The sequence below is a fragment of the Burkholderia sp. MS455 genome (assembly GCF_016899445.1).
Taxonomy (GTDB): Bacteria; Pseudomonadota; Gammaproteobacteria; order Burkholderiales; family Burkholderiaceae; genus Burkholderia; species Burkholderia pyrrocinia_C.
On sequence record NZ_CP041779.1, the window covers coordinates 977,937 to 1,001,676 of the forward strand.

Annotated in this window: 23 protein-coding genes, 5 tRNA genes and 1 pseudogene; 11 read left to right on the plus strand and 18 right to left on the minus strand. The window is 65.5% G+C overall.

What is annotated here, in order from left to right:
* Positions 1-128: 128 nt before the first annotated feature.
* From FPJ27_RS23695 to rph, 5 genes are all read right to left on the minus strand, one after another.
* Positions 129-524: a hypothetical protein gene (locus FPJ27_RS23695; protein ID WP_034182980.1), complete on the minus strand. Its 396-nt coding sequence runs from the start codon at positions 522-524 to the stop codon at positions 129-131.
* Between the two features lie 139 nt (positions 525-663).
* Positions 664-751 (minus strand) — tRNA-Ser (locus FPJ27_RS23700).
* Between the two features lie 57 nt (positions 752-808).
* Positions 809-2,023 (minus strand): radical SAM family heme chaperone HemW, encoded by a 1,215-nt coding sequence (hemW, locus tag FPJ27_RS23705; protein ID WP_034182981.1) that lies wholly within the window; start codon positions 2,021-2,023, stop codon positions 809-811.
* 34 nt (positions 2,024-2,057) lie between these two features.
* Positions 2,058-2,684 (minus strand): RdgB/HAM1 family non-canonical purine NTP pyrophosphatase, encoded by a 627-nt coding sequence (gene rdgB / locus FPJ27_RS23710; RefSeq protein WP_175963677.1) that lies wholly within the window; start codon positions 2,682-2,684, stop codon positions 2,058-2,060.
* Entirely contained in the window at positions 2,677-3,417 is a 741-nt protein-coding gene (gene rph, locus FPJ27_RS23715; protein WP_072436097.1) for a ribonuclease PH, read from the minus strand. The genes rdgB and rph overlap by 8 nt, the downstream gene beginning before the upstream one ends.
* Positions 3,418-3,591: 174 nt before the next feature.
* Between rph and FPJ27_RS23720 the strand changes: the two genes are divergently transcribed.
* From FPJ27_RS23720 to FPJ27_RS23735, 4 genes are all read left to right on the plus strand, one after another.
* A complete protein-coding gene (locus FPJ27_RS23720; RefSeq protein WP_034182984.1) occupies positions 3,592-4,515 on the plus strand; it encodes a YicC/YloC family endoribonuclease in 924 nt (307 codons plus the stop codon).
* A 6-nt stretch (positions 4,516-4,521) separates the two neighbouring features.
* Positions 4,522-5,205: a guanylate kinase gene (gene gmk / locus FPJ27_RS23725; protein ID WP_072436096.1), complete on the plus strand. Its 684-nt coding sequence runs from the start codon at positions 4,522-4,524 to the stop codon at positions 5,203-5,205.
* 58 nt (positions 5,206-5,263) lie between these two features.
* Entirely contained in the window at positions 5,264-5,467 is a 204-nt protein-coding gene (gene rpoZ, locus FPJ27_RS23730) for a DNA-directed RNA polymerase subunit omega (RefSeq protein WP_006025620.1), read from the plus strand.
* Between the two features lie 63 nt (positions 5,468-5,530).
* Positions 5,531-7,897: a bifunctional (p)ppGpp synthetase/guanosine-3',5'-bis(diphosphate) 3'-pyrophosphohydrolase gene (locus tag FPJ27_RS23735; RefSeq protein ID WP_072436095.1), complete on the plus strand. Its 2,367-nt coding sequence runs from the start codon at positions 5,531-5,533 to the stop codon at positions 7,895-7,897.
* A 190-nt stretch (positions 7,898-8,087) separates the two neighbouring features.
* Here FPJ27_RS23735 and FPJ27_RS23740 read toward each other — a convergent pair.
* The 3 genes from FPJ27_RS23740 to FPJ27_RS23750 all read right to left on the minus strand — a co-directional run bounded on the left by FPJ27_RS23740 (position 8,088) and on the right by FPJ27_RS23750 (position 8,444).
* Positions 8,088-8,164, minus strand: a tRNA-Arg gene (locus FPJ27_RS23740).
* A gap of 61 nt (positions 8,165-8,225) precedes the next feature.
* Positions 8,226-8,302, minus strand: a tRNA-Arg gene (locus FPJ27_RS23745).
* Between the two features lie 65 nt (positions 8,303-8,367).
* Positions 8,368-8,444, minus strand: a tRNA-Arg gene (locus FPJ27_RS23750).
* A 131-nt stretch (positions 8,445-8,575) separates the two neighbouring features.
* Between FPJ27_RS23750 and greB the strand changes: the two genes are divergently transcribed.
* Positions 8,576-9,136: a transcription elongation factor GreB gene (greB, locus tag FPJ27_RS23755; protein WP_072436094.1), complete on the plus strand. Its 561-nt coding sequence runs from the start codon at positions 8,576-8,578 to the stop codon at positions 9,134-9,136.
* An 83-nt stretch (positions 9,137-9,219) separates the two neighbouring features.
* Here greB and FPJ27_RS23760 read toward each other — a convergent pair whose 3' ends face one another.
* Positions 9,220-10,362 (minus strand): porin, encoded by a 1,143-nt coding sequence (locus tag FPJ27_RS23760; RefSeq protein WP_072436093.1) that lies wholly within the window; start codon positions 10,360-10,362, stop codon positions 9,220-9,222.
* A gap of 498 nt (positions 10,363-10,860) precedes the next feature.
* Entirely contained in the window at positions 10,861-11,130 is a 270-nt protein-coding gene (locus FPJ27_RS23765) for a hypothetical protein (protein ID WP_204425968.1), read from the minus strand.
* Positions 11,131-11,524: 394 nt separating this feature from the next.
* Here FPJ27_RS23765 and FPJ27_RS23770 point away from each other — a divergent pair, with 394 nt between their 5' ends.
* On the plus strand, positions 11,525-11,728 hold the full coding sequence (locus tag FPJ27_RS23770) for a cold-shock protein (RefSeq protein ID WP_006476615.1): 204 nt from the start codon (positions 11,525-11,527) through the stop codon (positions 11,726-11,728).
* 141 nt (positions 11,729-11,869) lie between these two features.
* The gene (locus FPJ27_RS23775) at positions 11,870-12,997 is read left to right on the plus strand and encodes an exonuclease domain-containing protein (protein WP_204425969.1); all 1,128 of its coding nucleotides are present in this window, start codon (positions 11,870-11,872) and stop codon (positions 12,995-12,997) included.
* Between the two features lie 42 nt (positions 12,998-13,039).
* Here FPJ27_RS23775 and FPJ27_RS23780 read toward each other — a convergent pair whose 3' ends face one another.
* Together FPJ27_RS23780 and FPJ27_RS23785 are read right to left on the minus strand one after the other, a co-directional pair.
* Positions 13,040-13,633 carry a chorismate mutase gene (locus FPJ27_RS23780; protein ID WP_072436090.1) on the minus strand — a complete coding sequence of 198 codons (594 nt, stop codon included), beginning with the start codon at positions 13,631-13,633 and terminating at the stop codon, positions 13,040-13,042.
* Between the two features lie 223 nt (positions 13,634-13,856).
* Positions 13,857-13,961 carry a chorismate mutase gene (locus tag FPJ27_RS23785; RefSeq protein WP_162484450.1) on the minus strand — a complete coding sequence of 35 codons (105 nt, stop codon included), beginning with the start codon at positions 13,959-13,961 and terminating at the stop codon, positions 13,857-13,859.
* Between the two features lie 228 nt (positions 13,962-14,189).
* On the opposite strand from FPJ27_RS23785, the gene FPJ27_RS23790 reads away from it, so the two are divergent.
* The 3 genes and pseudogenes from FPJ27_RS23790 to FPJ27_RS23800 all read left to right on the plus strand — a co-directional run.
* Complete coding sequence (locus FPJ27_RS23790) at positions 14,190-14,579, plus strand: DUF2946 domain-containing protein (protein WP_072436089.1); 390 nt, start codon at positions 14,190-14,192, stop codon at positions 14,577-14,579.
* 126 nt (positions 14,580-14,705) lie between these two features.
* On the plus strand, positions 14,706-17,066 hold the full coding sequence (locus FPJ27_RS23795) for a TonB-dependent receptor (RefSeq protein ID WP_204425970.1): 2,361 nt from the start codon (positions 14,706-14,708) through the stop codon (positions 17,064-17,066).
* 38 nt (positions 17,067-17,104) lie between these two features.
* Positions 17,105-17,233: pseudogene (locus FPJ27_RS23800) on the plus strand (TlpA family protein disulfide reductase); the annotation flags it as partial.
* A gap of 80 nt (positions 17,234-17,313) precedes the next feature.
* Here FPJ27_RS23800 and FPJ27_RS23805 read toward each other — a convergent pair.
* From FPJ27_RS23805 to pepN, 6 genes are all read right to left on the minus strand, one after another.
* Positions 17,314-17,568, minus strand: a complete 255-nt coding sequence (locus tag FPJ27_RS23805) for a GlsB/YeaQ/YmgE family stress response membrane protein (RefSeq protein WP_034182994.1) — start codon at positions 17,566-17,568, stop codon at positions 17,314-17,316.
* A gap of 254 nt (positions 17,569-17,822) precedes the next feature.
* On the minus strand, positions 17,823-18,044 hold the full coding sequence (locus tag FPJ27_RS23810; RefSeq protein WP_204425971.1) for a hypothetical protein: 222 nt from the start codon (positions 18,042-18,044) through the stop codon (positions 17,823-17,825).
* 8 nt (positions 18,045-18,052) lie between these two features.
* A complete protein-coding gene (locus tag FPJ27_RS36610; protein WP_239483371.1) occupies positions 18,053-18,283 on the minus strand; it encodes a hypothetical protein in 231 nt (76 codons plus the stop codon).
* 294 nt (positions 18,284-18,577) lie between these two features.
* Positions 18,578-18,653 (minus strand) — tRNA-Thr (locus tag FPJ27_RS23820).
* Between the two features lie 209 nt (positions 18,654-18,862).
* Positions 18,863-19,876, minus strand: coding sequence for a class 1 fructose-bisphosphatase (locus FPJ27_RS23825; RefSeq protein ID WP_072436087.1), 1,014 nt, complete (start codon positions 19,874-19,876; stop codon positions 18,863-18,865).
* A gap of 279 nt (positions 19,877-20,155) precedes the next feature.
* Positions 20,156-22,849, minus strand: coding sequence for an aminopeptidase N (gene pepN / locus FPJ27_RS23830; protein ID WP_204425972.1), 2,694 nt, complete (start codon positions 22,847-22,849; stop codon positions 20,156-20,158).
* A 186-nt stretch (positions 22,850-23,035) separates the two neighbouring features.
* Between pepN and FPJ27_RS23835 the strand changes: the two genes are divergently transcribed.
* On the plus strand, positions 23,036-23,737 hold the full coding sequence (locus FPJ27_RS23835; protein ID WP_204425973.1) for a DUF4136 domain-containing protein: 702 nt from the start codon (positions 23,036-23,038) through the stop codon (positions 23,735-23,737).
* Positions 23,738-23,740: the final 3 nt, after the last annotated feature.

The following is a 23,740-nucleotide window of genomic DNA, read 5'->3' on the forward strand; positions in this document are numbered from 1 at the left end:
TCTAGGTGATCGCGGGGCGGGCCGGGAGGCTTCCGGCGGGCGAGACAGCGGCCGTTACGCGGATTCGGTTGTGCGCCGCCGCGAGCGCATGTTCCGCCTCGACGGATACGCTCGCGCGCATGGCTGCGTCACTGTTTGCAGCGCGCGTCCTTTCGCTGCACGACGACGATCACCGGGTACTTCTGGCCGTGGTCGAGCTCCACGCGCGCCACGACGGTCAGCGTTGCCGGATCGGAATCGTCGTATACGCTGACCTGTTCGTTCCTGAGGTAGGTCACGCCGGTGCAGTTCGACGTGCGACCGTCGTCCGACACCTTGCACTGGAGATCGTTGTCCTTCAGGTAGTTGTAGGGTGACGGGCTCGCGAGGTATTCGCTCAGGCCGCGCGGCGAGCCGCCGACGCCGGTCACGTACGCGATCGCGCACGACGCCTGTGCGCCGCTGCCGGAGGCGGTGTCGGCCGCAGCGTGCGTGCTGACGGCAGCCAGCATGGCGACGAGCGACGAGACGATGAAGGGTTTCATGACGTGGGTTTCCCGTTTCGCGAATCGGAGCGCGGGATTGTAACGGCATCCGGCGCGATGCGCCGGAACGTGGGGCAGGGGCGTGCGGACAAACAAAAACCCCGTCATTCAGCGAATGGACGGGGTTTGGCGAATTTCCTGGCGGAAGCGGTGAGATTCGAACTCACGGACAGTTTCCCGTCGCTGGTTTTCAAGACCAGTGCCTTAAACCGCTCGGCCACGCTTCCACGCGAGGCGGCATTGTAACCGAAATGCCGCCGCTGTCGACCGGAGTCGGCATCGCTTCAATCGTCGCGCAGGAACAATTCCTGCAGGTCGTTGAGGAAACGCTGGCCGAGCGGCGTCGGCGCGATCTGCGTGAAATCGCGCGTGATCAGCCCGCGCCGTTCCGCCTCCTTCAGCGCCGGTTCGATCGTGCTCATCGGCAGGCCCGTGCGTTCGGCGAAGCTGTGCACGGGGAAGCCTTCGACGAGCCGCAGCGTGTTCAGCATGAACTCGAACGGCAGGTCGCGCGCGCCGACTTCACGCTCTTCCTGCACGGCCGCGCCGGCCATCGCCTGCTCGATGAAGGTCGCCGGATGCTTGTAGCGTGCCTGCCGCAGGATCCGGTTCGGGAACGACAGCTTCGTGTGCGCGCCCGCGCCGATCCCGAGATAGTCGCCGAAGCGCCAGTAGTTCAGGTTGTGCTTGCACTGGTGATTCGGCTTCGCGTAAGCGGAAACTTCGTAGCGCCCGTAGCCGGCCTCGGCCGTGCGCGCGTGGATCCATTCCTGCATGTCGGCCGATGCGTCGTCGTCGGGGACGACCGGCGGGAACTTCGCGAACAGCGTGTTCGGCTCGAGCGTCAGGTGATACAGCGACAGATGCGGCGGCGCGAACGACAGCGCGGTCTCGATGTCCGTGCGGCATTCGTCGAGCGTCTGGTTCGGCAGCGCGAACATCAGGTCGAGGTTGAAGTTGTCGAAGTTCTTCGCGGCGATCTCGACGGCCGCGCGCGCCTGCGCGGTGTCGTGAATCCGGCCGAGCGCCTTCAGGTGCGCCTCGTTGAAGCTCTGGATACCGACCGACAGCCGGTTCACGCCGCTCGCGCGGAACTGCGCGAACTTCGCGGCCTCGAACGTGCCCGGATTCGCCTCGAGCGTGATCTCGGCGTCGGCGTCGAGCGGCAGCAGCGCGCGCACGTCGGACAGCATCCGGTCGAGACCGGCCGCCGACAGCAGGCTCGGCGTGCCGCCTCCGATGAACACGGTATGCACCTGCCGTCCCCACACGAGCGGCAGCGCCTGCTCGAGATCGGCACGCAGCGCGTCGAGATACTCGGTTTCCGGGAACCGTTCGCCTTTCCACTCGTGCGAGTTGAAATCGCAGTACGGGCACTTGCGCACGCACCACGGAAAATGCACGTACAGCGCGAGCGGCGGCAGCGACGTGAGCCGCACCTGTCCGGGCGACGTGAACGTGGCCACGACGCGCGCGCCGGTTTCCGCGGCTTGGCTCATGCGGCCTCCCGCAGCGGATGGGTATCGGGCACGGTCATGCTTCCTCCGCGAGCCGCGCAAGCAACGCCTTCAGCGCAAGTGCGCGATGACTGTGCGTGTTCTTCACGGCCGGCTCGAGTTCGGCTGCCGTCGCGCCGAGCGACGGCAGGTAGAAATACGGGTCGTAGCCGAATCCATGCTCGCCGCGCGGCGCGTCGACGATCTCGCCGGCCCAGCGCCCCTCGGCGAACAGCGGCTCGGGATCGTCCGCATGGCGCACGAGCGCGAGCACGCAGCAATAGTATGCGCGCCGGTCGTCGACGCCGCGCAATTGCTCGACGAGATACGCGTTGTTCGCCGCGTCGCCGTTGTCGCGGCCGGCGCGCTGCGCGTAGCGCGCCGAATAGACGCCCGGCGCGCCGCGCAGCACGCGCACGCACAGGCCCGAATCGTCGGCGATCGCCGGCAGCCCGGTGAGCCGCGACGCGTGCCGCGCCTTCGTCAGCGCGTTCTCGATGAACGTGCCGAACGGCTCGGCCGCCTCGGGCACCGCAAGGTCGCCCTGCGGGACGATCTCGATGCCGACCGTCGAGAACAGCGCGGTGAATTCGCGCAGCTTGCCGGGGTTGTTCGACGCGAGAACGATGCGCGACAGCGGCGCGATGGTGCGATCGTCAGGCATGGCCGGCGCCCAGGACGTCCTTCTGCAGTTGCACGAGCTCGGCGATCCCGCCCTGCGCGAGGTCGAGCAGCGCGTTCATCTCGGCGCGCGAGAACGGCACGCCTTCGGCCGTGCCCTGGACTTCGACGAAGCCGCCGGCGCCCGTCATCACGACGTTCATGTCGGTGTCGCAGCGCGAATCTTCCGCGTAGTCGAGGTCGAGCACCGGTGCGCCTTCGTACACGCCGACCGAGATCGCGGCGACGTGGTCGGTGAGCGGCGAGCGCGTGAGCTTGCCGGCCGCGATCAGCTTCGACACGGCGTCGTGCGCGGCGACGAATGCGCCGGTGATGCTCGCCGTGCGCGTGCCGCCGTCGGCCTGGATCACGTCGCAGTCGATGTGGATCGTGCGCGGGCCGAGCGCCTCGAGATCGAACACCGCGCGCAGCGCGCGGCCGATCAGGCGCTGAATTTCCTGCGTGCGGCCCGTCTGCTTGCCGCGTGCGGCTTCGCGGTCGCTGCGTGTGTGCGTCGCGCGCGGCAGCATCCCGTACTCGGCGGTCAGCCAGCCTTGCCCGCGGTCGCGCAGGAATTCGGGCACGCGCTCGGCGACGCTCGCGGTGCAGAGCACCTTGGTATCGCCGAATTCGACCAGCACGGAGCCTTCCGCATGTTTCGTGTAGTGGCGCGTGAGGGCGACCTTGCGCAGTTCGTCGGCGCGGCGGCCGCTCGGGCGGGAAAGGGAGGACGTCATGTGGGAATCGCGGAAGGAGAGGAAACCCCGATTTTAGCGCCGAACGGCGGGCTTGCCCGGCGGGGCGGTCCGCAAAAATGGGATAATGCGCGCTTCCCGCCCCGCGCTTGTCCGATGCGCCGGGCGCCTCGACATATCCCCGCCCGCGAGGGCAACCAGACGGCGAGACGAACCATGATCTACAGCATGACGGGCTACGCGAGCGCGACGCGCGAACTCGCAACGGCCACCGGCAACGGCGGCACCAGCGTGTCGGTCGAACTGCGCACCGTGAACTCGCGCTTCCTCGACCTGAATTTCCGGATGCCGGACGACGTGCGCGCGTGCGAACCCGCGCTGCGCGAAATGCTGATGAACAAGCTGTCGCGCGGCAAGGTCGACGTGCGCATCAACCTGCAGCGCGGCGAACAGAGCATCGGCGCGGGCGCGTTGAACCAGTCGGCGCTCGGCCAGCTTGCCGATCTCGAGCGCGCGGTGCTCGACTCATTCCCGGGCGTCGGCCGCCTGCGCGCGGGCGAGATCCTGCGCTGGCCCGGCGTGATCGCGGAAAGCGGCGTGTCGGCCGACGCGATCCGCGACGCGGTGCTCGCATGCGGCAAGGAAGCGATCGGCGAACTCGTCGTCGTGCGTTCGCGCGAAGGCGCGCAACTGGCGACGATGCTGCTGTCGAACGTCGCAGAGATGGAAGCGATCGTCGCGCGCATCACGCCGCTCGTGCCGGAGCTGATCGCGAAGCATCAGCAGAAGATCGTCGAGCGGCTGCAGGAAGCGCTCGGCATCGCGGCGCCCGAAGGCAGCGCGCCGATCGTGACGCGCGAGGAAGCCGCGGAACGCATTCGTCAGGAAGTGACGATGTACGGGATCCGGATCGACATCGCGGAAGAGCTGTCGCGGCTCACCGCGCACCTGAACGAAACGCGTCATGTGATCGAGAAGGGCGGCCGCGTCGGCAAGCGTCTCGACTTCATGATGCAGGAGCTGAATCGCGAAGCGAACACGCTCGGCTCGAAGGCGGCGGCGAAGGAACTCGCCGACGCGTCGATGGCGCTCAAGCTGTTGATCGAGCAGATGCGCGAGCAAGTGCAAAACCTGGAGTAACGCAACATGATCGAATCCACTCACGACGGCCACGCCGCGCATTCGCTGCACGGCGGCGTCTATCCCGGCAACCTGTTCATGGTCGTCGCGCCGTCGGGCGCCGGCAAGTCGACGCTCGTGAATGCGCTGCTGTCGAAGGACAGCGACATCTGCCTGTCGATCTCGTACACGACGCGCAAGCCGCGCCCGGGCGAACAGGACGGCCGGCATTACCACTTCACGACCGTCGACGATTTCCGCACGCGTCACGCGGCGCACGAATTCCTCGAGAGCGCGGAAGTGCACGGCAACTACTACGGCACGTCGCGCGTCTGGATCGAAGAGCAGATGAAGAACGGCCACGATGTGCTGCTCGAGATCGACTGGCAGGGCGCATTGCAGGTGAAGAAGCAGTTCCGCAACGCGGTCGGCATCTTCATCCTGCCGCCGTCGCTCGACGCGCTCGAGGAGCGTTTGAAGAAGCGCGGCCAGGACGAGCCGAACGTGATCACGCGGCGTCTTCTTGCCGCCGGCAGCGAGATCGCGCACGCGTCAGAAGCGGAATACGTGGTGATCAACGAGAATTTCGAGCGTGCGCTCGCGGAGCTCGAATGCATCGTCGCGGCGACGCGCCTGCGCTTTGCTTCGCAGTACGCGCGACACGCCGAGCTGTTCATCGAGCTTGGCATCCATCTGCCCCACGCGGAATGACGCGGGGCACGAGGGACATAAGGTAGAATAAGCACTATATTCAGAAGGAATTACCACCATGGCTCGCATTACCGTCGAAGACTGCCTGAAGCAAATCCCGAATCGCTTCGAACTGGCGCTCGCCGCCACCTATCGCGCGCGGCAGCTCGCGCAAGGCCATACGCCGAAGATCGAAAGCCGCGACAAGCCGACCGTCGTCGCGCTGCGCGAGATCGCCGCCGGCCAGGTCGGCGTCGAGATGCTGAAGAAGGTGCCGGTGTAACGCGCATCCGGCCCGTTCCAGCCATGTAGTCCACGCGCGCAACGACTCGACCTGGAGGCGAATATGAGCACCACCCCATCGTCCGCCTCCGCGGATTCGACCACCGAAACCACGGCCCAGTCGCCTGCGCGCCAGTACATCGACGCGGTCCTCGAACAGTCCTTCCGGCATCTGTTCGGGCCGACCGCCACTCCGGAGCAGCCGCGCAAGCATGGCGTCGTTTCGATCGCGAAACTGACGGCCGCGCTTGCCGAGTATCTCGCTCCGGACGAAATCAAAGAGGTCAAGGCGGCGTTCCACTTCAGCGACGAAGCCCACCTCGGTCAATACCGCCAGAGCGGCGAACCCTACATCACCCATCCCGTCGCCGTCGCGGAAATCTGCGCCGGCTGGAAGCTCGACGCGCAGGCCGTGATGGCCGCGCTGCTGCACGACGTGATGGAAGATCAGGGCGTGACCAAGAACGAGCTGGCCGAACGGTTCGGCCCGAAGGTCGCCGAACTGGTCGACGGCCTGTCGAAGCTCGACAAGATGGAATTTCGCAGCCGCGAGGAAGCGCAGGCGGAAAACTTCCGCAAGATGCTGCTCGCGATGGCGCGCGACGTGCGGGTCATTCTCGTCAAGCTCGCCGACCGCCTGCACAACATGCGCACGCTCGGCGCGGTGCCGATGGAAAAGCGCCGCCGCGTCGCGCGGGAAACGCTCGACATCTACGCGCCGATCGCGCACCGGCTCGGGTTGAACAACACGTATCGCGAGCTGCAGGACATGAGCTTCGCGAACTTCAACCCGCATCGCTACGCGACGCTCGAGAAGGCCGTGAAGGCCGCGCGCGGCAACCGCCGCGAAGTGATCAGCAAGATCCTCGAGGCCGCGCAGCGCGCGATGGCCGACGCGAAGATCGACGCCGAGATCACCGGCCGCGAAAAGACGATCTACAGCGTCTACCGCAAGATGCGCGACAAGCAGCTGTCGTTCTCGCAGGTACTCGACGTGTACGGCTTTCGCGTCGTCGTCGACAGCCCGCTCGACTGCTACACGTGCATCGGCGCGCTGCACTCGCTGTACAAGCCGGTGCCCGGCAAGTTCAAGGACTACATCGCGATCCCGAAGATCAACGGCTATCAGTCGCTGCACACGACGCTCGTCGGCCCGTTCGGCGCACCGATCGAGTTCCAGGTGCGCACGCGCAAGATGCACGAGATTGCCGAGGCGGGGGTCGCCGCGCACTGGCTGTACAAGAACGGCAGTGCGGATCTCAGCGACGTGCAGAAGCGCGCGCACCAGTGGCTGAAGTCGTTGCTCGACATCCAGAGCGAAGCCGGCGATTCGAGCGAATTCCTCGAGCACGTGAAGATCGACCTGTTCCCCGACGCGGTCTACGTGTTCACGCCGAAATCGAAGATCATGGCGCTGCCGCGCGGCGCGACGGCGCTCGATTTCGCCTATTCGATCCACAGCGATCTCGGCAACCAGTGCGTCGCCGTGAAGATCAACAACGAGCTGCTGCCGCTGCGCACCGAGCTGAAGAGCGGCGACATCGTCGAGGTGATCACCGCGCCGTACTCGAAGCCGAACCCCGCGTGGCTCGGCTTCGTGCGTACCGGCAAGGCGCGCTCGGCGATTCGTCACTACCTGAAGACGATGCGCCTGAACGAATCCGTGCAGCTCGGCGAGCGGCTCGTCGACCAGAGCCTGAAGGGCTATGGTCTCGCGCTGGCCGACGTTGCGCCGGAGGTGTGGGAAAAGCTCGTGCAGTGGACGGGCAACAAGAGCCGTCAGGAAATTTTCGCGGACATCGGCCTCGGCCGCCGCGTTGCCGCGGTGATGGCCAAGCGCATCGAGGTGTTGATGAGCGGCCGCGATGCGGACGACGACCTGCCGAAGTCCGAGCGGCATCCGGCGCATCATGCGCCGCCGGTCGTGATTACCGGTACTGAGGGGATGTCCGTGCAGTTGTCGGCATGCTGCCGGCCGATTCCGGGCGACGCGATCATGGGCTACATCGGCATCGGCCTGGGGATGGCGATTCATACGACCGATTGCCGCGTCGCGCAGCGCATCCATCGCCGCGATCCGGGCCGCTGGATCGACGTCGAATGGGCGCCGCAGCCGGGCCGACTGTTCGATGTGGCGGTGAAGGCGCTCGTGAAGAACACGAAGGGCATCTTTGCGCGCGTCGCGGCGGACATCACGTCGGCCGACGCGAACATCGTCCATATCGCGATGGACGAGGATCTGACGCACGAATCGACGGTGCTGCGTTTCGTGATCCAGGTCAGCGATCGCGTGCATCTCGCGAACGTGATGCGGCGCGTGCGAACCAATCCGGACGTGATGCGGATCATGCGCGAGCGCTCGACCGACGACGGCGCGCATGCGCGCCACGACGGCGGCATGCGCATCGAACGCGAGCGGCAGGATTATTGACGCGTACCCTCGAGGGCGATCGTTCAACGGCGGCTGATGGCCGCCGTTTTCATGTGCGTTGTGGAGCGAAGGTGCGGCCTTGCCGGCGCTCTTCCGAAGCGCGTCGGGCGCTCGCAAATCGGGGCGCGAGCGACGGGAGAGGGGAGACAGAAAAGAAAAAGGGCCTTCCCGGAGGAAAGCCCTTTTAAGGTGGCGCGGCTGGCAGGATTCGAACCCACGACCCCTTGGTTCGTAGCCAAGTACTCTATCCAACTGAGCTACAGCCGCACGCAAAACGGTACTGCTTCAACTGTCGGAACCTTCTGCGATGGGAAGGCCCCCAAAAAGGTGGCGCGGCTGGCAGGATTCGAACCCACGACCCCTTGGTTCGTAGCCAAGTACTCTATCCAACTGAGCTACAGCCGCACGCAAAACAAAACACTACTACTTCGAACTGAAAGGGCCTTCGGTTTGGAAGGCCCTCGAAAAGGTGGCGCGGCTGGCAGGATTCGAACCCACGACCCCTTGGTTCGTAGCCAAGTACTCTATCCAACTGAGCTACAGCCGCACGCAGAAGCGAAATTATAGCAGGGTTGTATAAAAAGGGAAGCCTTATTCGCGAATTACGCGGCGCGACCTTGGCGGGGCGCCCTTCGTGTACCCTTGGAGCATCAGTCATCCACGTGTTGAATCTGCATCATGAACAAGGCGTTTGTCAAAGAGTCGGACGGTGACGACGACGATCTCGACCAGGCTCAACCCGCGATCCCCGCGGGCGCGAAGAACTACATCACGCCGGCCGGCCACAAGCGGCTGCGGGATGAGTTGCTGAACCTGATCGACGTCGAGCGCCCCGAGGTCGTGCGGCTCGTGTCGTGGGCCGCGTCGAATGGCGACCGGTCGGAGAACGGCGACTACATCTATGGCAAGCGGCGGCTTCGCGAGATCGATCGCCGCATCCGCTTCCTGACGAAGCGGCTCGATCTCGCCGAAGTCGTCGACGCGAGTCGTCAGGAGAATGTCGACCAGGTGTTCTTCGGCGCAACGGTCGATTACGAGACGCCGGACGGCGAGGACCACACGGTCACGATCGTCGGGATCGACGAGGTCGATCTCGACCGCGGCTGCGTCAGCTGGATTTCGCCGGTCGCGCGTGCGCTGATCAAGGCGAAGATCGGCGATACCGTTACGCTGATGACGCCGGCCGGCCCGCAGCCGATCGACATACTCGACGTTCGCTATCCGGCACCGGGCGCCTGAGCGGCGGCCCACGTATTCCGGCAAAGAAAAAGCGCCCCGGCGGGGCGCTTCGTCATCCGGCGCGAAGCCGATGCGCCGGTCGCTCAGAAGCGATGGCGCAGGCCGGTCGTCACCGCGATCTGCTTGTTGGTCGACGATGCGGCACCCAGCCCGTTGATGTTGGCGCCGATCGGCAGGCCGTCTGCCAGTACCCGCTGGTATTCGCCCTGCAGGTAGACGTCGGTGCGCTTCGACAGCGCATAGTCGGCCTGCAGGTTGAACTGGTGCCAGCTCGGCTTCTGGCCGTCGAGACGGCCGTCGGTGTACGTGTACGAGCCCGCGAGCGACAGCGCCGGCGTGAGCGCGTAGCGGCCGTTCAGTTCGTAGTTGTTGAAGCGGGTGCCGCCCGCCAGCGGAATGCCGCCCGACACGCCGGATTGGCCCGCGCTGATGCCGGCCGAATTGGTCAGGCGCGTCTGCGTGAACACGAAGCCCGCGGTCGCCGGCCCGAACGTGTAGTTGAGGCCCCCGCCCCAGGTGCGCTGGCGGCTGGCCGCGAAGGTCCAGTCGCCGGCGACCGCGCCCGGATCGGTTGCCGCGAGCGCCAGCGAATTGATGTTGTTGTTCAACTGCATGTACGCGGCCGCGACGTTGAAGCCCATGAAGCTGTACGACGCGCCGACGCTGTACGCGCGGTTGTTCGAGAAGCTGGACGAATTCGAGAAGCCGTACAACGCGCCGAACTTCAGCCCGTTGTAGTTCGCGCTCTGGTACTTGACCGAGTTGTTGATCCGGAACGAGTTGTTCAGGTTGTCGTTGTCGAACGGATGCGCGAACTGGGTGCCGCCGTACTGCGTGCCGGTCAGCGACAGCGGCCCGAGATAGTCGACGACGCTGTCGTACTGGCGGCCAAGGGTCAGCGAGCCGTAGCTGTCGTGCGCGAGGCCGACGAACGCTTGCCGGCCGAATTCGCGGCCGTTCTGCTTCAGCGTGCCGTTGTTGATGCCGAAGCCGTTTTCCAACGTGAAGATTGCTTTCAGGCCGCCGCCGAGATCCTCGGTGCCGCGCAGGCCCCAGCGGCTGCCGTTGATCGAGCCGCTCGTTTCCTGCCAGGCGCTGTGGCCGTGCTGGTTGTTCGTGTAGGTAATGCCGGCGTCGATCAGTCCGTATAGCGTGACGCTGCTTTGCGCATGGGCGACGGTCGCGAACGCGCCCGACAAGGCGGCGGCGATCAGGGTCTTTTTCATGGATTTGTCTCCAAACAGGATGATATCGATCGAACCTGCTGCGGGCATCGGCGGCGGCAAATCGTTGCGACGCCGAATTAGTGGGCATGGGAGCCCTTGTCGGAAATCCACTTGCAGTGTACGGAGCGGGCCGGGTGCGAAGGAAAACTGCTTTAAGCAATACAGTATTCTGGAATGCGCAAAAATGGATGGGCGCGCTGGAACCCATGTCCATCAAGGTTTTGCGGCAGCGCAGCGAACGGGGGAGGCAATCAGGAGTGCGTAGTGGGCGTTGCGCGATCGCGACAGACGCTCAACGAAGGACCTCGGAGGCGTTAGCGCGATTATTGACGCTTCGGCAATAGAGGTTTGTGTGGAGCATGGCTAATGAAAGGTTGTTCTCTCGCTATACTGCGATCTCTGCTTTCCGAAGCAGACTTTTTCGTTGACGGAAAAGATCTCCAAACCTTTGTCGGCGCGACTTCCCAGTCGCGCTTTTTTTTGCCCGCTTTCCGTGTGCTATTGCGCGTACGAGCGTCGCTTCTTGCGCTTGCCCGTCGGCGCAACTTCCTCGGTTTCGGTGTGCGGCGGCGTATAGGTCCAGTCTTCCATCACGTAGTGACGTGCGTCCAGCGGCGATGCGAGCAGGTTCTGCCAGTGATCGCCATGCCACGTCGTATCGAACTCGGTGTCGCACGGCGCTTCGCGAGCAGACTCGGCCAGGGCGCGGGACTTGCGACGTACGCGTCCGAGCCGGCTCGCGAAGCGCTTGATTCCGTCCAGCCACATGACCTTCTCCTTCCTTTCGGCGTTACATCAGCATCGCAACGTCCCCGGATTTCCGCAACCCGGAAAAAACCCCGAGGATTTTACCGAGTCGATTTGTCCCCGGTAGGATTTTCATGGTCGAGATTATTGATGATCCGATCCCGGTAATATTGACAGGTTTATGATGCGAATCAATTAATAAAAGGCGATGGTGTACCGATTCCAATGGCATTAGCGCTTTTTTGATAAAGAGGTCGTCAAAAATTTTCTTGACGCACCCGGATTGTCCAATTTATAAAGTCAGCACTCCGTCCTCGGGCGGCGTGCTGGTGCGGGTGCTGGCGCAATGTTTCGGGATTTCGGGAAACGGCTATAAAAATAGCTTTTTTGATCTAAACGAGTGGGGAACGAAGACATGGATACCGGTATCGTGAAATGGTTTAACGATGCTAAAGGCTTTGGCTTTATTACGTCGGACAATGGCGGTGAAGATTTGTTTGCGCACTTTTCCGAAATCCGGATGGACGGCTTCAAGACGCTGAAGGAAAACCAGCGTGTTTCATTCGACGTGAAAGTCGGGCCGAAAGGCAAGCAGGCAGCGAATATCCAGGCGGTCTGACGCGCCACGCATTGCCGATCACGTCCGGCCCCCGCATGGCGGGGGCTTTTTGTTTTCCGGGGGCCGATCGTTCCCGTCCGTGCTGGCGGCAAACACGCGTGCCGGTGCATACTCACGGAAGCATCGTTTCCGTGTCTTTTCATGTCCGATTCCCGCCTGTCCGATCCCGCCAGCGAACAACCGCTCGTTTTCGTCGACCTTGAAACCACCGGCGGCTCGTCCGCCGAGCACCGCATCACCGAAATCGGCGTGGTCGAAATCGGCCCGTTCGGCGTGTCGACGTGGACGACGCTCGTCAATCCGGGCCAGTCGATTCCGCCGTTCATCCAGCAACTGACGGGCATTTCGGACGCGATGGTGCGCGACGCGCCGTCGTTCGCGTCGCTCGCGCCGGCGCTGTTCGAGCGACTCGACGGCAAGCTGTTCGTTGCGCACAACGCGAGTTTCGATCGCGGTTTCCTGCGCGCCGAATTCGAGCGTGCCGGCTTCGCGTTCAATCCCGATGTGCTGTGTACGGTGCGGCTGTCACGCGCGCTGTTCCCGCGCGAATCGCGGCACGGGCTCGATGCGTTGATCGAACGGCATGGTCTCGTTCCGGCTGCGCGCCACCGGGCGCTCGCGGATGCCGATCTGCTCTGGCAGTTCTGGCGTCAACTGCACGACATCGTGCCGCTCGAGCGGCTGCGCGACCAGATCGCGCGTACGACGCGCCACTTCCGTCTGGCCGGCGATCTGACCGAAGCCTGGCTCGACACCGCGCCGGCCGGGTGCGGTGCATATGCGTTGTTCGGGGAGGGTGACGCAGCGCTGTATGTCGGTCGCAGCGTGCGCGTGCGGCAGCGGCTGCGTGCGCTGCTGACGGGCGAGCGGCGCTCTTCGAAGGAAATGCGGCTCGCGCAGCAGGTGCGGCGTGTCGAATGGCACGAGACCGGCAATGAACTGGGCGCGATGCTGGCCGAAGCGCAATGGATCGCTCGGCTGCGTCCGTCGTACAACCGGCGTCCGGCGGCCGATACGGCCCGTGCGGGCGGTGCGCCTTGGCCGTTCGAGGGCGCCGTTGTGTTCGAGGCGAACGGCGAGCGCCGCCTGTTTCATGTGATCGACGGCTGGCGTTACCTCGGTTCGGCCGAATCGCTCGATGCGGCCGCGCGGCTCGTGGCCGACGCGGCGGACGGCACGTTCGAACCCTTTACTCATCGCCTGCTGCAGACGCATCTCGCGCGTGGGCTTCAACTGATTCCGCTTGCTGCGCTGACGCCCGCGGGTTGAGCCCAGCGGTGCAATCCACGCCTGCGGTGCCTGCCTGCCGCGTCAGCCGATCGCGCTTGCGCCGCCGGCCGAACAGACATGCGACAGCGCAGTGTCGAGCGCCCGCGTCTGCGTCGAGTCGTAGCGTGTGAGCGTCTTCCAGTTCGCGATGCTGCGAGCAAGTCGCGCCTGGCAATCGGGCGCATCGCGCAGCGGCGCGACTTGCGCGAGACCCGCGAGCATTTTCTGCGTCAGCCGGTCGAGCGCCGGGCGCGTGCTGGTCGCGAGATCGGGCGGCGTGCCCTCGGGCGGCCGCGTCGCGCGCCAGGTCGCGAACAGTGCGTTCTGTACGTCCTTGCTCGCGGCGATCTGATCCTCGAAGAACGTCCGTGCGAACGCAGGATCGACGCCGGCCTGGGCCGCGCGCTTCTCGACCGACGTGAGCAGTGCCGCTTCGCGTGGCTGGTCCTCGATCGCCTTGTGATTCGCCCATTTCCATCGCGCGACCGGTTCGGCGAGCGCGAGGCGCTGTGATGCGAGCGCGACGACGTTGGTGAGGGCGGTGTCATCGCCGTCTGCGCTGGCGATGCGTGGCGACGAAAAGAGGGCGACGCCGAGCGCGGCGACAGCGACGCTGGCACGAATGGCTTGCTTCATCGGAATGATCGGGAGAGCCGGGTGGGCCGGACGTGGAAAACCAGAAGAATAGACGAAGACAGTCGCGCGGCGTAGCGACGCGACAGAAGAATCAGCAGGCGAACTGATCCGGCACCGTCAGGCTGTTGCGGCCCGGGTGCGACGCGAATTGCGCGCGATGCGCAGCGATGAACCGCACGATAGCGATGATCGACACGTGGCGGTTACAGAGCCGAACAGGCGTTCACTTCGGCGAGTACAGCTTGTGCTGCTCGTCGAAGAATGCCCGGACGTGCTCGGGCAATTCGGCGAGGAATTCCACGCCGACGGGTTCCGGATCCGGGCTCATCACTTGCTCGGGCGGTGGCATGCGAGTTGGTCTTTCGTCCATGGTTGTTTCTCCAGCAGGTTCGATGATTATCAACCTCGTGCTTGGATTTGTGCCAGAGGCGAATCGTTAGATTTTGTCTCTGTTGTATTAACGGCACATGCGCTGCGATGCCGACTATTGCGTCCTGAGCGATCGGCAACGATCGGGCCGCTTGTTATACTTGCGCGCACTTTTTCCTGGACCGCGATGAAACGAACGACGCGATGGATCGGCCTTGTATGGCTGGCGCTGGTACTGAACGTACTGTCGCCCGTCATCGGCTATGCGCGTCTTGCGTCGAGCGGCTCCGGCGAGCTCACGCTCGAGTTGTGCAGTGCAGCGGGCGCCCGCCAGGTCGTGCTCGCGCAGTCGGGCGACGACCGCGACACATCGTCGTTCGATCATGCCGGCGTGCCGCACTGCGTGTACTGCCCGGGCTTCGCGGCGAACGTCGCACTCGGCGCGAGCCTGCCCGCAATGCCGGGCTTCGTACGGACGTTCGCCTACCGCGCGGCCGCCCCGGCCGTTCCCGATTTCCCCCGCAAGGGCATTCGTCTCGCGCAGCCGCGTGCCCCGCCTGAAAACGCCCCGATCTGATTGATGTCGTTCGCGCGCCCGGTGGCGCGCGTGCCGCCCGCGGCCGGGCCCGCGCGCCGCGCCGCTCGTGCGCGGCGCGTCCGCTCGTGTCCGGCGGCGTCCGATCACGTTTTCAGGAATTCACTCATGTCGTCTACCTTCGCCGCGCTGTCGTCGCGCGGCCGGCTCGCACTCGCGTGCGCGGCCGCTTTCGCGTGGCCAGCCGCCCACGCGGCCTCACCGGATGATGCACGCAACGATCCGGCCCGCAACGGTATCGATCGATCCGTCGGAGCCGCGCCGGCCTCTGCTGTCGCAGCCGCGTCGGCTGCCACGGCCGGTGATACGCTGACCGCCGTCAGCGTGACCGCGCAGCGGCAACCCGTCGATCCGGACACGCCGGCCGTCGTCGAGTCGATCACGCGCGAGCAGATCGATACGCATACCAACGTCACCACCGAGGACGCGCTGAAGTACGCACCGAACCTGATGGTTCGCAAGCGCTATATCGGTGACCGCAACAGCGTGTTCGCGGGCCGCGACTTCAACGAACTGCAGAGCGCGCGCGGGCTCGTCTACGCCGACGGCGTGCTGTTGTCGAACCTGCTTGGCTCGAGCTATGCGTATCCGCCGCGCTGGTCGCTGATTCCGCCTGACGACATCGCGCGCGTCGACGTGCTTTATGGCCCTTTTTCCGCGCTGTATCCCGGCAACTCGATCGGCTCGACCGTGCTGCTCGCGACGCGCCGCCCGGAAAAACTCGAGGCGTCGCTGTCGACGCAGTTCTTTACGCAGCGCTACCACGACGGCTACGGGTTCGCGGACAGCTTCGGCGGCAATCACCAGACCGCGCGGGTCGCGAACCGCGTCGGCCGGTTCTGGTTCGCACTGTCGCTCGACCGGCTGGAGAACAACGGGCAGCCGATGCAGTACGCGAGCCCCAATCCGGCCTACAACCCGAAGCTGGGCGCTGCCGTACCCGTGACCGGCGCCGCGACCGACATCGGGCCCAACGGCAAGCCGCGGACGATCGTCGGCGCGCAGACGATCGAGCGGACCGAGCAGCTCAACGAGACGGTCCGGATGGGCTACGCGTTCACCGACCATGTCGACGCGACGCTCACGCTCGGGCATTGGGAGAACCATTACCGGCAGCACGGCGAATCCTTCCTGCGCGATGCGGCCGGCAATCGGGTGTACGGCGGCAACGTGTCGATCGGCGGCCGGAACATGACCATCGCGCCGAATGCGTTCGCGCCGCAGCGCGGCGACCAGGAGAACTGGCTGTATGCGCTCGGCCTGAACGGCCGGCTCGATTCCGGCTGGCGGCTGTCGGGCGTCGTGTCCGCGTACGACGTGTCGCGCGACGTGCTGCGCGCGGCGTCGACCGTGCAGGGCGGCGCGGGCACGCTGTTCCGGGGCGACGGCACGGGCTGGCGCACGCTCGACCTGAAGGCCGAGGCGCCGGAAGTGAAGGGCCACACGTTCACGTTCGGCTATCACTACGACAATTACTTCCTGCGCAACGTCACGTACAACACGGCCGATTGGCTGGCCGGGCCGACCACGTCGCTGTCGAGCGTCTATCGCGGCGATACGCGCACGCAGGCGCTGTTCGGGCAGGATGCGTGGCGCATCGCGCCGGGCTGGCTCGCGACGCTTGGGCTGCGCTACGAGCGCTGGGATGCGTACGGCGGCGCGCTCGGCAACGCGACCGGCACGCTCGGCTATGCGGACCGCGGCGCGAACGCGCTGTCGCCGAAAGTCGCGCTGCAATGGGACGCGACGGAGGTCTGGCGCTTCCGGCTGTCGTTCGCGACCGGCACGCGATTCCCGACGGTCGGCGAGCTGTTCCAGGGCACGATCTCGAACAACGCGATCGTCAACAACAACCCGAGCCTGCGGCCGGAAAAGGCGATCGACTGGGATTTCACGGCCGAACGCGACGTGGGCGTCGGCGTCGTGCGCGCCAGCGTGTTCCAGAGCGACCTGCGCGATTCGATCTACAGCCAGACCACCGTGTCGGGCGCGTCGACCGTCACCAACATCTCGAACGTCGACCGCGTGCGCGTGCGCGGCGTCGAACTCGCGTTCGGCGGCGAGAATGTCGGGTTGAAGGGGCTCGCGATCGACGCGAACGTATCGGCGAGCAACGCGCAGATCCTTGCCGATGCCGCGAATCCCGCGTATGTCGGCTCGCGTTTTCCGCGTATTCCGCGCATGCGCGCGAACCTGCTCGCGTCGTATCGCTTCGACGAGCACTGGCTCGCGAGCGTCGGCGTGCGCTATTCGGGCCGCCAGTTCAACACGCTCGACAACAGCGACGTGAATCCGGACGTCTACGGCGGCACGAGCTCATTCACGGTCGTCGACCTGAAGGCGCGCTACCGCTTCGACCGTCACTGGACCGCTTCGGTCGGCATCGACAACCTGACGGACCGCCGCTACTACGTGTTCCATCCGTATCCGGGCCGCACTTTCTATGGAGAACTGAAATGGTCGCTGTGAAATCGTTCGCGGCCGGTGGTGCGCTGTGGTTCGCGGTGCTCGATGCGGGATGGAGAGGGGAAATGCCGCGCACCGTGTGGATCGGGCGCGATGGCGTACGCGAAGCGCGCTGCGGATTGCTGACGGCCGACGTGCTCGGCGGCTGGTCGCGGCGCGTGAGGCGCTGAACGAGCCGGCGGCGCGCGGTGAACGGGGCCGCGCGCCGGCCTGATGCGAAAACGCGCCCGAAGGCGCGTGGAGAGAAGCGTCAGGCCGCTCGCTTGAATAGCCGGATCACGAACAGCAGGATCACCGCGCCGATGACCGCGACGATCACCGAGCCGATGAAGCCGCTGCCGATGCTGATGCCGAGGAGCCCGGCGAGCCAGCCGCCGATCACCGCGCCGACGATCCCGACGATGATGTCGACGATCAGCCCGAAGCCGCCGCCCTTGACGAGCACGCCGGCAAGCCAGCCGGCGATCGCGCCGATGATGAGCCACATAATCAAGCCATGAGTCATGGTGGTCCTCTCCTTGAGTTGAGTCGAAATGACCGGACTTCGGCTGCCGCGCCGCAAGCTGGGTGAAGGCGGCGTTGCGACCCGCCGCGCCGCCCCCGCAATGTAACGCGATAGGCGGGTCAGGATCGTTAAGTAATGTTATGCACCCTCAAGCGGATTTTCCAGGGAATTCGTCTGCCTACGGCGCGGCTCGTGCGCGGACGATGCATGGCGCAATGAATCCGTAAGAATCGGTCGTCGATAAAGTCCGTCAGTCAGGAACCGCACCTTTCGTGCGTCGATGCTTGCATGCCCGCATCGGGCAGTCCGTCGCCTGCGACGGCGATCAGTCGCGCGACGGTCGCGGTGTCGCCGATCGCCTCGATCGACAGCAGTGCGAAACGGGCGAGAAAGAGCGATGCGCCGCCTTCGCCGATACGGGGCATCGTGCGGAACAGGTCGGTATAGGGCGTGTCGCGTTCGGCGTCGGTCATCATGCGGCATCCTAAGGATTGGTCGATGCATGCGGACGGAGCGCGCGTTCGAGCGCGGCGGCCACGTCGTCGGAGCGAGCGTCTTGCCAGCGGCCGAGTACATGTTCGTCAGTGCGCCCCAGGTTGACGGTGCCGTCGCGCGCACCGTACATGTCGAACAGCCGGCCGTCGTCGTCACGGCCGACACCGGCTGGTTGCCGCGGCATCGCGTGTCGTGCGAGCGTGCCGAATGCGAACGGCATCCGCGCATCGTGCAGGCGTCGTTCGAGATCGGCCAGCGCCCGGATCGGACACCCCGTCGAGCGTGAAGCAAAACGCGGTGAAGCGGCGCGACGAGATCGGTCAGGTGACCGTGCCGAGTGTGGTTGCCGTGTTGCGGGGAGAGGGCGGAGTGGTCCGGCGACTGCAATCGCCGGAGCGCGACGCGTGAGATGCCGCGCAAGCGGACGTGGCGCGGAGAGAAGGCGGGCCGCGCGATTTCGGCGCCGGAAAAGAGAAAAGGTCTGACAAGCGATGCTTGTCAGACCTTTATATCTTGGTGCCGGAGATAGGAGTCGAACCTACGACCTTCGCATTACGAATGCGCTGCTCTACCAACTGAGCTACACCGGCAGCAGAGAAATGAAATTATATGGTCAAATCCGAGATCTTGGCAATAGGTTTTGCGAACTTTTTTCAGCTTGCTACTGCTGCTGCTTCGCGAAACCATCGATCCGGCGGACTTCCCGCTTTCACTTCACTGCAATGCGGCCGGTCAGGGCCACATCGCGAGGCGCGATTGTACTTGCGTCGCGCATCTCCGTCCAGTGCTGCAGTGCAAATTATTCGGCTTCGTCGTGATAGCCGGTGACGCGCTCGACTTCGTTCTTCGAACCGAGGAACACGGGCACGCGCTGGTGCAGGCCCGTCGGCTGCACTTCCATGATGCGCTGCGTGCCGGTCGTCGCGGCGCCGCCCGCCTGTTCGACGATGAACGACATCGGATTCGCTTCGTACATCAGGCGCAGCTTGCCCGGGCGATCGGGCGTGCGCTTGTCGGCCGGGTACATGAAGATGCCGCCGCGGTTCAGGATCCGATGCACGTCGGCGACCATCGATGCGATCCAGCGCATGTTGAAGTTGTCGCCGCGCGGGCCGTCCTTGCCGGCGTTCAGCTCGTCGACATAGCGCTTGACCGGGTCGTACCAGTGGCGCGCGTTCGATGCGTTGATCGCGTATTCGCGCGTGTCGGCCGGGATCTGCATGTTGCTCTGCGTGAGCACCCACGAGCCGACTTCGCGATCGAGCGTGAAGCAGTTCACGCCGTTGCCGGTCGTCAGCACGAACACCGTTTGCGGGCCGTAGACGGCGTAGCCGGCCGCGACCTGCTGCGTGCCGGGCTGCAGGAACGATTCCTCGGTTGCCAGCTTGCCGTCCGGGCAGCGCAACACCGAGAAGATCGTGCCGATCGACACGTTCACGTCGATGTTCGACGAGCCGTCGAGCGGATCGAACACGAGCAGGTATTCGCCGCGCGGATAGTTCGCGGGGATCGGGAAGAACGTTTCCATTTCTTCCGACGCCATCGCGGCGAGGTTGCCGCCCCATTCGTTCGCGTCGAGCAGGATTTCGTTCGACAGGATGTCGAGTTTCTTCTGCACTTCGCCCTGGACATTCTCGCTGCCGGCGGTACCGAGCGCTTCGCCGAGCGCGCCCTTCGACACGTTGTAGCTGATCGCCTTGCACGCGCGGGCGACGACTTCGATCAGCAGGCGCAGGTCGGCGGGGAGGTTGTTGGTCTCACGTTGCTGTTCGATCAGGAACTTCGACAGCGTGGTGCGGCGGGCAATGGACATGACAGACTCCGAAAGGCCAAAGAATCCTTGAATTGCCGCAATTTTACCCGTCGCGCCTCGCGTGCCACCGGCTTTTTTCGTCCGGTTACAAGGCCGGGCGGCCGGATCGGCCCGGTTTCCGGCGTCGGCGACGGGCGGAGCGCACATCGCCGCGGCGGCAAACCGCGCGGTCAGACCCTGCGATTCCGCTCGGTTCCAGCCGCACTCGCGCAATGAAAAAGCCGGCGCCGCGTCACGCGGCACCGGCTTTATCGCGCGGGCGCGATGCGGTCGCTTGCGTCAGGCGAGCGCCTTCTCGACGATCTCGCGCACGTCGCGCGATTTCGCGCCGGCGGCAACCTGCTCGAGCGCTGAGCGCATCCGGTCGCGCAGCGCGGGCGTGAAGCGACGCCACAGTTCAAGCGAGCGCGCGAGGCGCGCCGCGACCTGCGGATTGATCGCGTCGAGCGCGAGCACCTGTTCGGCCCAGAACGTGTAACCCGAGCCGTCCGCCGCATGGAACTGCGCGGGGTTGGCCGCGCAGAAGCTGAAAATCAGCGAGCGCGCGCGGTTCGGATTCTTCAGGTTGAACGCGGGGTGCGCGAGCAGCTTGCGAACCTTCGCGAGCGTCGGCTGCGCGGGTGTGCCGCGTTGCGCCGCCTGCATCGCGAACCACTTGTCGATCACGAGCGCTTCCTTCTCGAAGTGACGGTAGAAATCGTCGAGCGCATGCTCGGCCGGCTCGTTCGCCCCTGCGGCGGCCGCGGACAGCAGCGCGCCGAGCGCAGCCGCGCGATCGGTCATGTTGTTCGCTGCGTCGTACTGGGCCGTGGCGAGGCGCACGGCATCGGCCGGATCGTCGAGTTCGGCGAGATACGCGAGCGCGAGGTTCTTCAGCGCTCGGCGGCCCGAGGCTTCCGGCGTCGGCTCGTAGGCGCCGGGCGTCTGGTGCTGCTCGTACGCGGCAAGCCAGTCGGCGCGCAGCGCGGTCGCGAGCTGGCGGCGCACGAACAGGCGCGCGCGATTCACGGCAGCCGGATCGGCCTCTGCCATCTGATCGGCGAGATAGGTTTCCGACGGCAGCGTCAGCGCGAGTTCGCGGAACGCCGGCGACAGGCTTTCATCGGTCAGTACGCGGCGGAACGCGGCGACAAAGTTCTCGCCGAGCGTGAGCGGCTCGTTCGCGGCAGCGCGCGACGCGAGCGTCAGCAGCGCGCGCGTCGCGAGGCGCTGGCCGGCCTCCCAGCGGTTGAACGGGTCGCTGTCGTGCGCGAGCAGGAAGGCGAGATCGTCGTCGCTGTAGTCGTATTCGACGATCACCGGCGACGAGAAGTTGCGCAGCAGCGACGGCAGCGGCGCTTCCGGCACGTCGACGAACGTGAAGGTCTGCTCGGTTTCAGTGAAATCGAGCACGCGCGTCGTGCCCGATGCGGCGGCTTCGCCGTCGAGGCGCAGCGGCAGGTCGCGCCCGTCGCGGCCGATCAGGCCGATCGCGAACGGAATCAGGAGCGGCCCCTGCTGCGTTTCGCGCGCGGCCGGCGACGCGTCGCCGTAGCCCTGCGCGAGCGTGACCGTATAGCGGCGCGCGGCTGCATCGTACGCGGTGCGCACCGACACGCGCGGCGTGCCGGCCTGGCTGTACCAGCGCTCGAACTGCGCGAGGTCGCGCCCGTTCGCGTCGGCCATCGCGTGACGGAAGTCGTCGCAGGTCACCGCATGGCCGTCGTGGCGCTTGAAGTACAGGTCCATCCCCTTGCGGAAGCCGTCGCGGCCGAACAGCGTCTGGTACATCCGCACGACTTCCGAGCCTTTCTCGTAGACAGTCATCGTGTAGAAGTTGTTGATCTCGACGTAGCTCTCCGGGCGCACCGGGTGCGCCATCGGGCCCGCGTCCTCGGCGAACTGCAGCTGGCGCAGCACGCGCACGTCCTCGATGCGCTTGACCGCGCGGGCCGCCGATTCGACGTCGTCGCCCGCGGCCATGTCGGCCGAGAATTCCTGGTCGCGGAATACCGTCAGGCCTTCCTTCAGGCTCAGCTGGAACCAGTCGCGGCAGGTCACGCGGTTGCCCGTCCAGTTGTGGAAGTACTCGTGGCCGACCACCGATTCGATATTCGCGAAGTCGGTGTCGGTCGCGGTCTCGGGGTTCGCCAGCACGTACTTCGTGTTGAAGATGTTGAGCCCCTTGTTTTCCATCGCGCCCATGTTGAAGTCGCCCACCGCGACGATCATGAAGCGGTCGAGATCGAGCTCGAGGCCGAAGCGCTTTTCGTCCCAGCGGATCGAGTGGATCAGCGAATCCATCGCGTGACGCGTCTTGTCGAGATCGGCCGGCTCGACCCATACCTGCAGCAGTTTCTCCTTGCCCGAGCCGGTCGTGATCTTTTCCTCGATCGCGACGAGCTTGCCCGCGACGAGCGCGAACAGGTAGCTGGGCTTGCGGAACGGGTCTTCCCATTTCGCGAAGTGGCGGCCGTCGGGCAGATCACCCGAATCGACGAGGTTGCCGTTCGACAGCAGCACCGGGTACGCGGCCTTGTCGGCGCGCAGCGTGACCGTGTACGAGGCCATCACGTCGGGGCGGTCGAGGAAGTAGGTGATGCGGCGGAAGCCTTCGGCTTCGCATTGCGTGAAGAAGTTGCCGCTCGACACATACAGGCCCGACAACGTCGTATTCTGGTCGGGCGCGCATGCGCTTTCGAGTGTCAGCTCGAATGCGTCGGGGACGTTCTCGACCGTCAGCCCGTGCTCGTGCGCGCGCACGGCGTCAAACGGCGCACCATCCAGCCGTGCGTCGAGGAATTCGAGCGCTTCGCCCATCAACTCCAGGTGCGGCGCGGGCGCGGCGTCCGGATTGCGGCGCACGCGCATCGTATTCCTGACGATCGTGCGAGCCGGCGCGAGATCGAATTCGAGCGCGACGGAATCGATGAGGAAGGCCGGCGGCGTGTAGTCGGCGCGGCGGATCACGGTGGAGGAGGCGTTGTCGGACATGGTCGTCGAGATCGGTGGAGTGGGGGACGGGCCCGCGGCACGGGCCGGGCGAACCGGGCCATTGTACAAAGGCTTGCGGCTGCGTGCCGCGCGAACTTTTTACCGGTTCCGGCAGTCCGCGTATTATCGGCATCCCGTCCGGTTCGCGCGGTGCGACGAACGGGTGACGGATCGACGAGGATCAACATGAAACGCGAATGGATTTTTCGCGGTGCGGGCTGGGCGGCGGCGCTGTGCGTGGCGCTGCTGACGGGCTGCACCAGCTACGTGACGACCCAGGTCACGGCCTTCTCCGACTGGAGCGGCAGCGACGCGACACGCACCTATGCGTTTACGCGCACCGAGGCGCAGAAGAACAGCATCGAGCAATCGACCTACGAGCCGATCGTCGCGAGCGAGCTGTCCGCGTATGCGTTCCGGCAGGTGCCGCAGGCGCAGGCGCGGTATCTCGTCGGGCTGACCTATGCGGTCGGCAGCGATCTCGTGACGGTGCCGCAGCCCGTCTACTACGATCCCTGGTTCGTCGGGCCGGGGCCGTACTGGCGGCGCGGGCCGTGGGGCCCGTGGGGGCCCTGGGGGCCGATGCCGGCCGGCTACGTCGCGCAGACGTACCAGGTGTTCGACTACACGCTCGGCATCCGCATCACCGAGCGCGCGACGGGCAAGGAGGTCTACAACGTGTCCGCGCGCACGACCGGCGACAACGGCACGCTGCTGTACGCGATGCCGTTCCTTGCGCGCAGCGCGCTCGCCGATTTCCCGCTGTCGAACGGCGCGGTCCGCTCGGTCCGGCTGCCGGTCGACAAGCGCGGCGGCCCGGCGACGCCGGCCGCCAACGAGCGTGCGGTGCCGGCTGCGCCGGCTTCGGGCGCGGCGGTCGCGAAGTAACGC

Bases quoted from the DNA above. Each gene is read 5' to 3' on its own strand.
- FPJ27_RS23695 (WP_034182980.1), bottom strand. From the start codon at position 524: ATGAAACCCTTCATCGTCTCGTCGCTCGTCGCCATGCTGGCTGCCGTC.
- hemW (WP_034182981.1), bottom strand. From the start codon at position 2,023: ATGAGCCAAGCCGCGGAAACCGGCGCGCGCGTCGTGGCCACGTTCACG.
- rdgB (WP_175963677.1), bottom strand. From the start codon at position 2,684: ATGCCTGACGATCGCACCATCGCGCCGCTGTCGCGCATCGTTCTCGCG.
- rph (WP_072436097.1), bottom strand. From the start codon at position 3,417: ATGACGTCCTCCCTTTCCCGCCCGAGCGGCCGCCGCGCCGACGAACTG.
- FPJ27_RS23720 (WP_034182984.1), top strand. From the start codon at position 3,592: ATGATCTACAGCATGACGGGCTACGCGAGCGCGACGCGCGAACTCGCA.
- gmk (WP_072436096.1), top strand. From the start codon at position 4,522: ATGATCGAATCCACTCACGACGGCCACGCCGCGCATTCGCTGCACGGC.
- rpoZ (WP_006025620.1), top strand. From the start codon at position 5,264: ATGGCTCGCATTACCGTCGAAGACTGCCTGAAGCAAATCCCGAATCGC.
- FPJ27_RS23735 (WP_072436095.1), top strand. From the start codon at position 5,531: ATGAGCACCACCCCATCGTCCGCCTCCGCGGATTCGACCACCGAAACC.
- greB (WP_072436094.1), top strand. From the start codon at position 8,576: ATGAACAAGGCGTTTGTCAAAGAGTCGGACGGTGACGACGACGATCTC.
- FPJ27_RS23760 (WP_072436093.1), bottom strand. From the start codon at position 10,362: ATGAAAAAGACCCTGATCGCCGCCGCCTTGTCGGGCGCGTTCGCGACC.
- FPJ27_RS23765 (WP_204425968.1), bottom strand. From the start codon at position 11,130: ATGTGGCTGGACGGAATCAAGCGCTTCGCGAGCCGGCTCGGACGCGTA.
- FPJ27_RS23770 (WP_006476615.1), top strand. From the start codon at position 11,525: ATGGATACCGGTATCGTGAAATGGTTTAACGATGCTAAAGGCTTTGGC.
- FPJ27_RS23775 (WP_204425969.1), top strand. From the start codon at position 11,870: ATGTCCGATTCCCGCCTGTCCGATCCCGCCAGCGAACAACCGCTCGTT.
- FPJ27_RS23780 (WP_072436090.1), bottom strand. From the start codon at position 13,633: ATGAAGCAAGCCATTCGTGCCAGCGTCGCTGTCGCCGCGCTCGGCGTC.
- FPJ27_RS23785 (WP_162484450.1), bottom strand. From the start codon at position 13,961: ATGAGCCCGGATCCGGAACCCGTCGGCGTGGAATTCCTCGCCGAATTG.
- FPJ27_RS23790 (WP_072436089.1), top strand. From the start codon at position 14,190: ATGAAACGAACGACGCGATGGATCGGCCTTGTATGGCTGGCGCTGGTA.
- FPJ27_RS23795 (WP_204425970.1), top strand. From the start codon at position 14,706: ATGTCGTCTACCTTCGCCGCGCTGTCGTCGCGCGGCCGGCTCGCACTC.
- FPJ27_RS23805 (WP_034182994.1), bottom strand. From the start codon at position 17,568: ATGACTCATGGCTTGATTATGTGGCTCATCATCGGCGCGATCGCCGGC.
- FPJ27_RS23810 (WP_204425971.1), bottom strand. From the start codon at position 18,044: ATGATGACCGACGCCGAACGCGACACGCCCTATACCGACCTGTTCCGC.
- FPJ27_RS36610 (WP_239483371.1), bottom strand. From the start codon at position 18,283: ATGCCGTTCGCATTCGGCACGCTCGCACGACACGCGATGCCGCGGCAA.
- FPJ27_RS23825 (WP_072436087.1), bottom strand. From the start codon at position 19,876: ATGTCCATTGCCCGCCGCACCACGCTGTCGAAGTTCCTGATCGAACAG.
- pepN (WP_204425972.1), bottom strand. From the start codon at position 22,849: ATGTCCGACAACGCCTCCTCCACCGTGATCCGCCGCGCCGACTACACG.
- FPJ27_RS23835 (WP_204425973.1), top strand. From the start codon at position 23,036: ATGAAACGCGAATGGATTTTTCGCGGTGCGGGCTGGGCGGCGGCGCTG.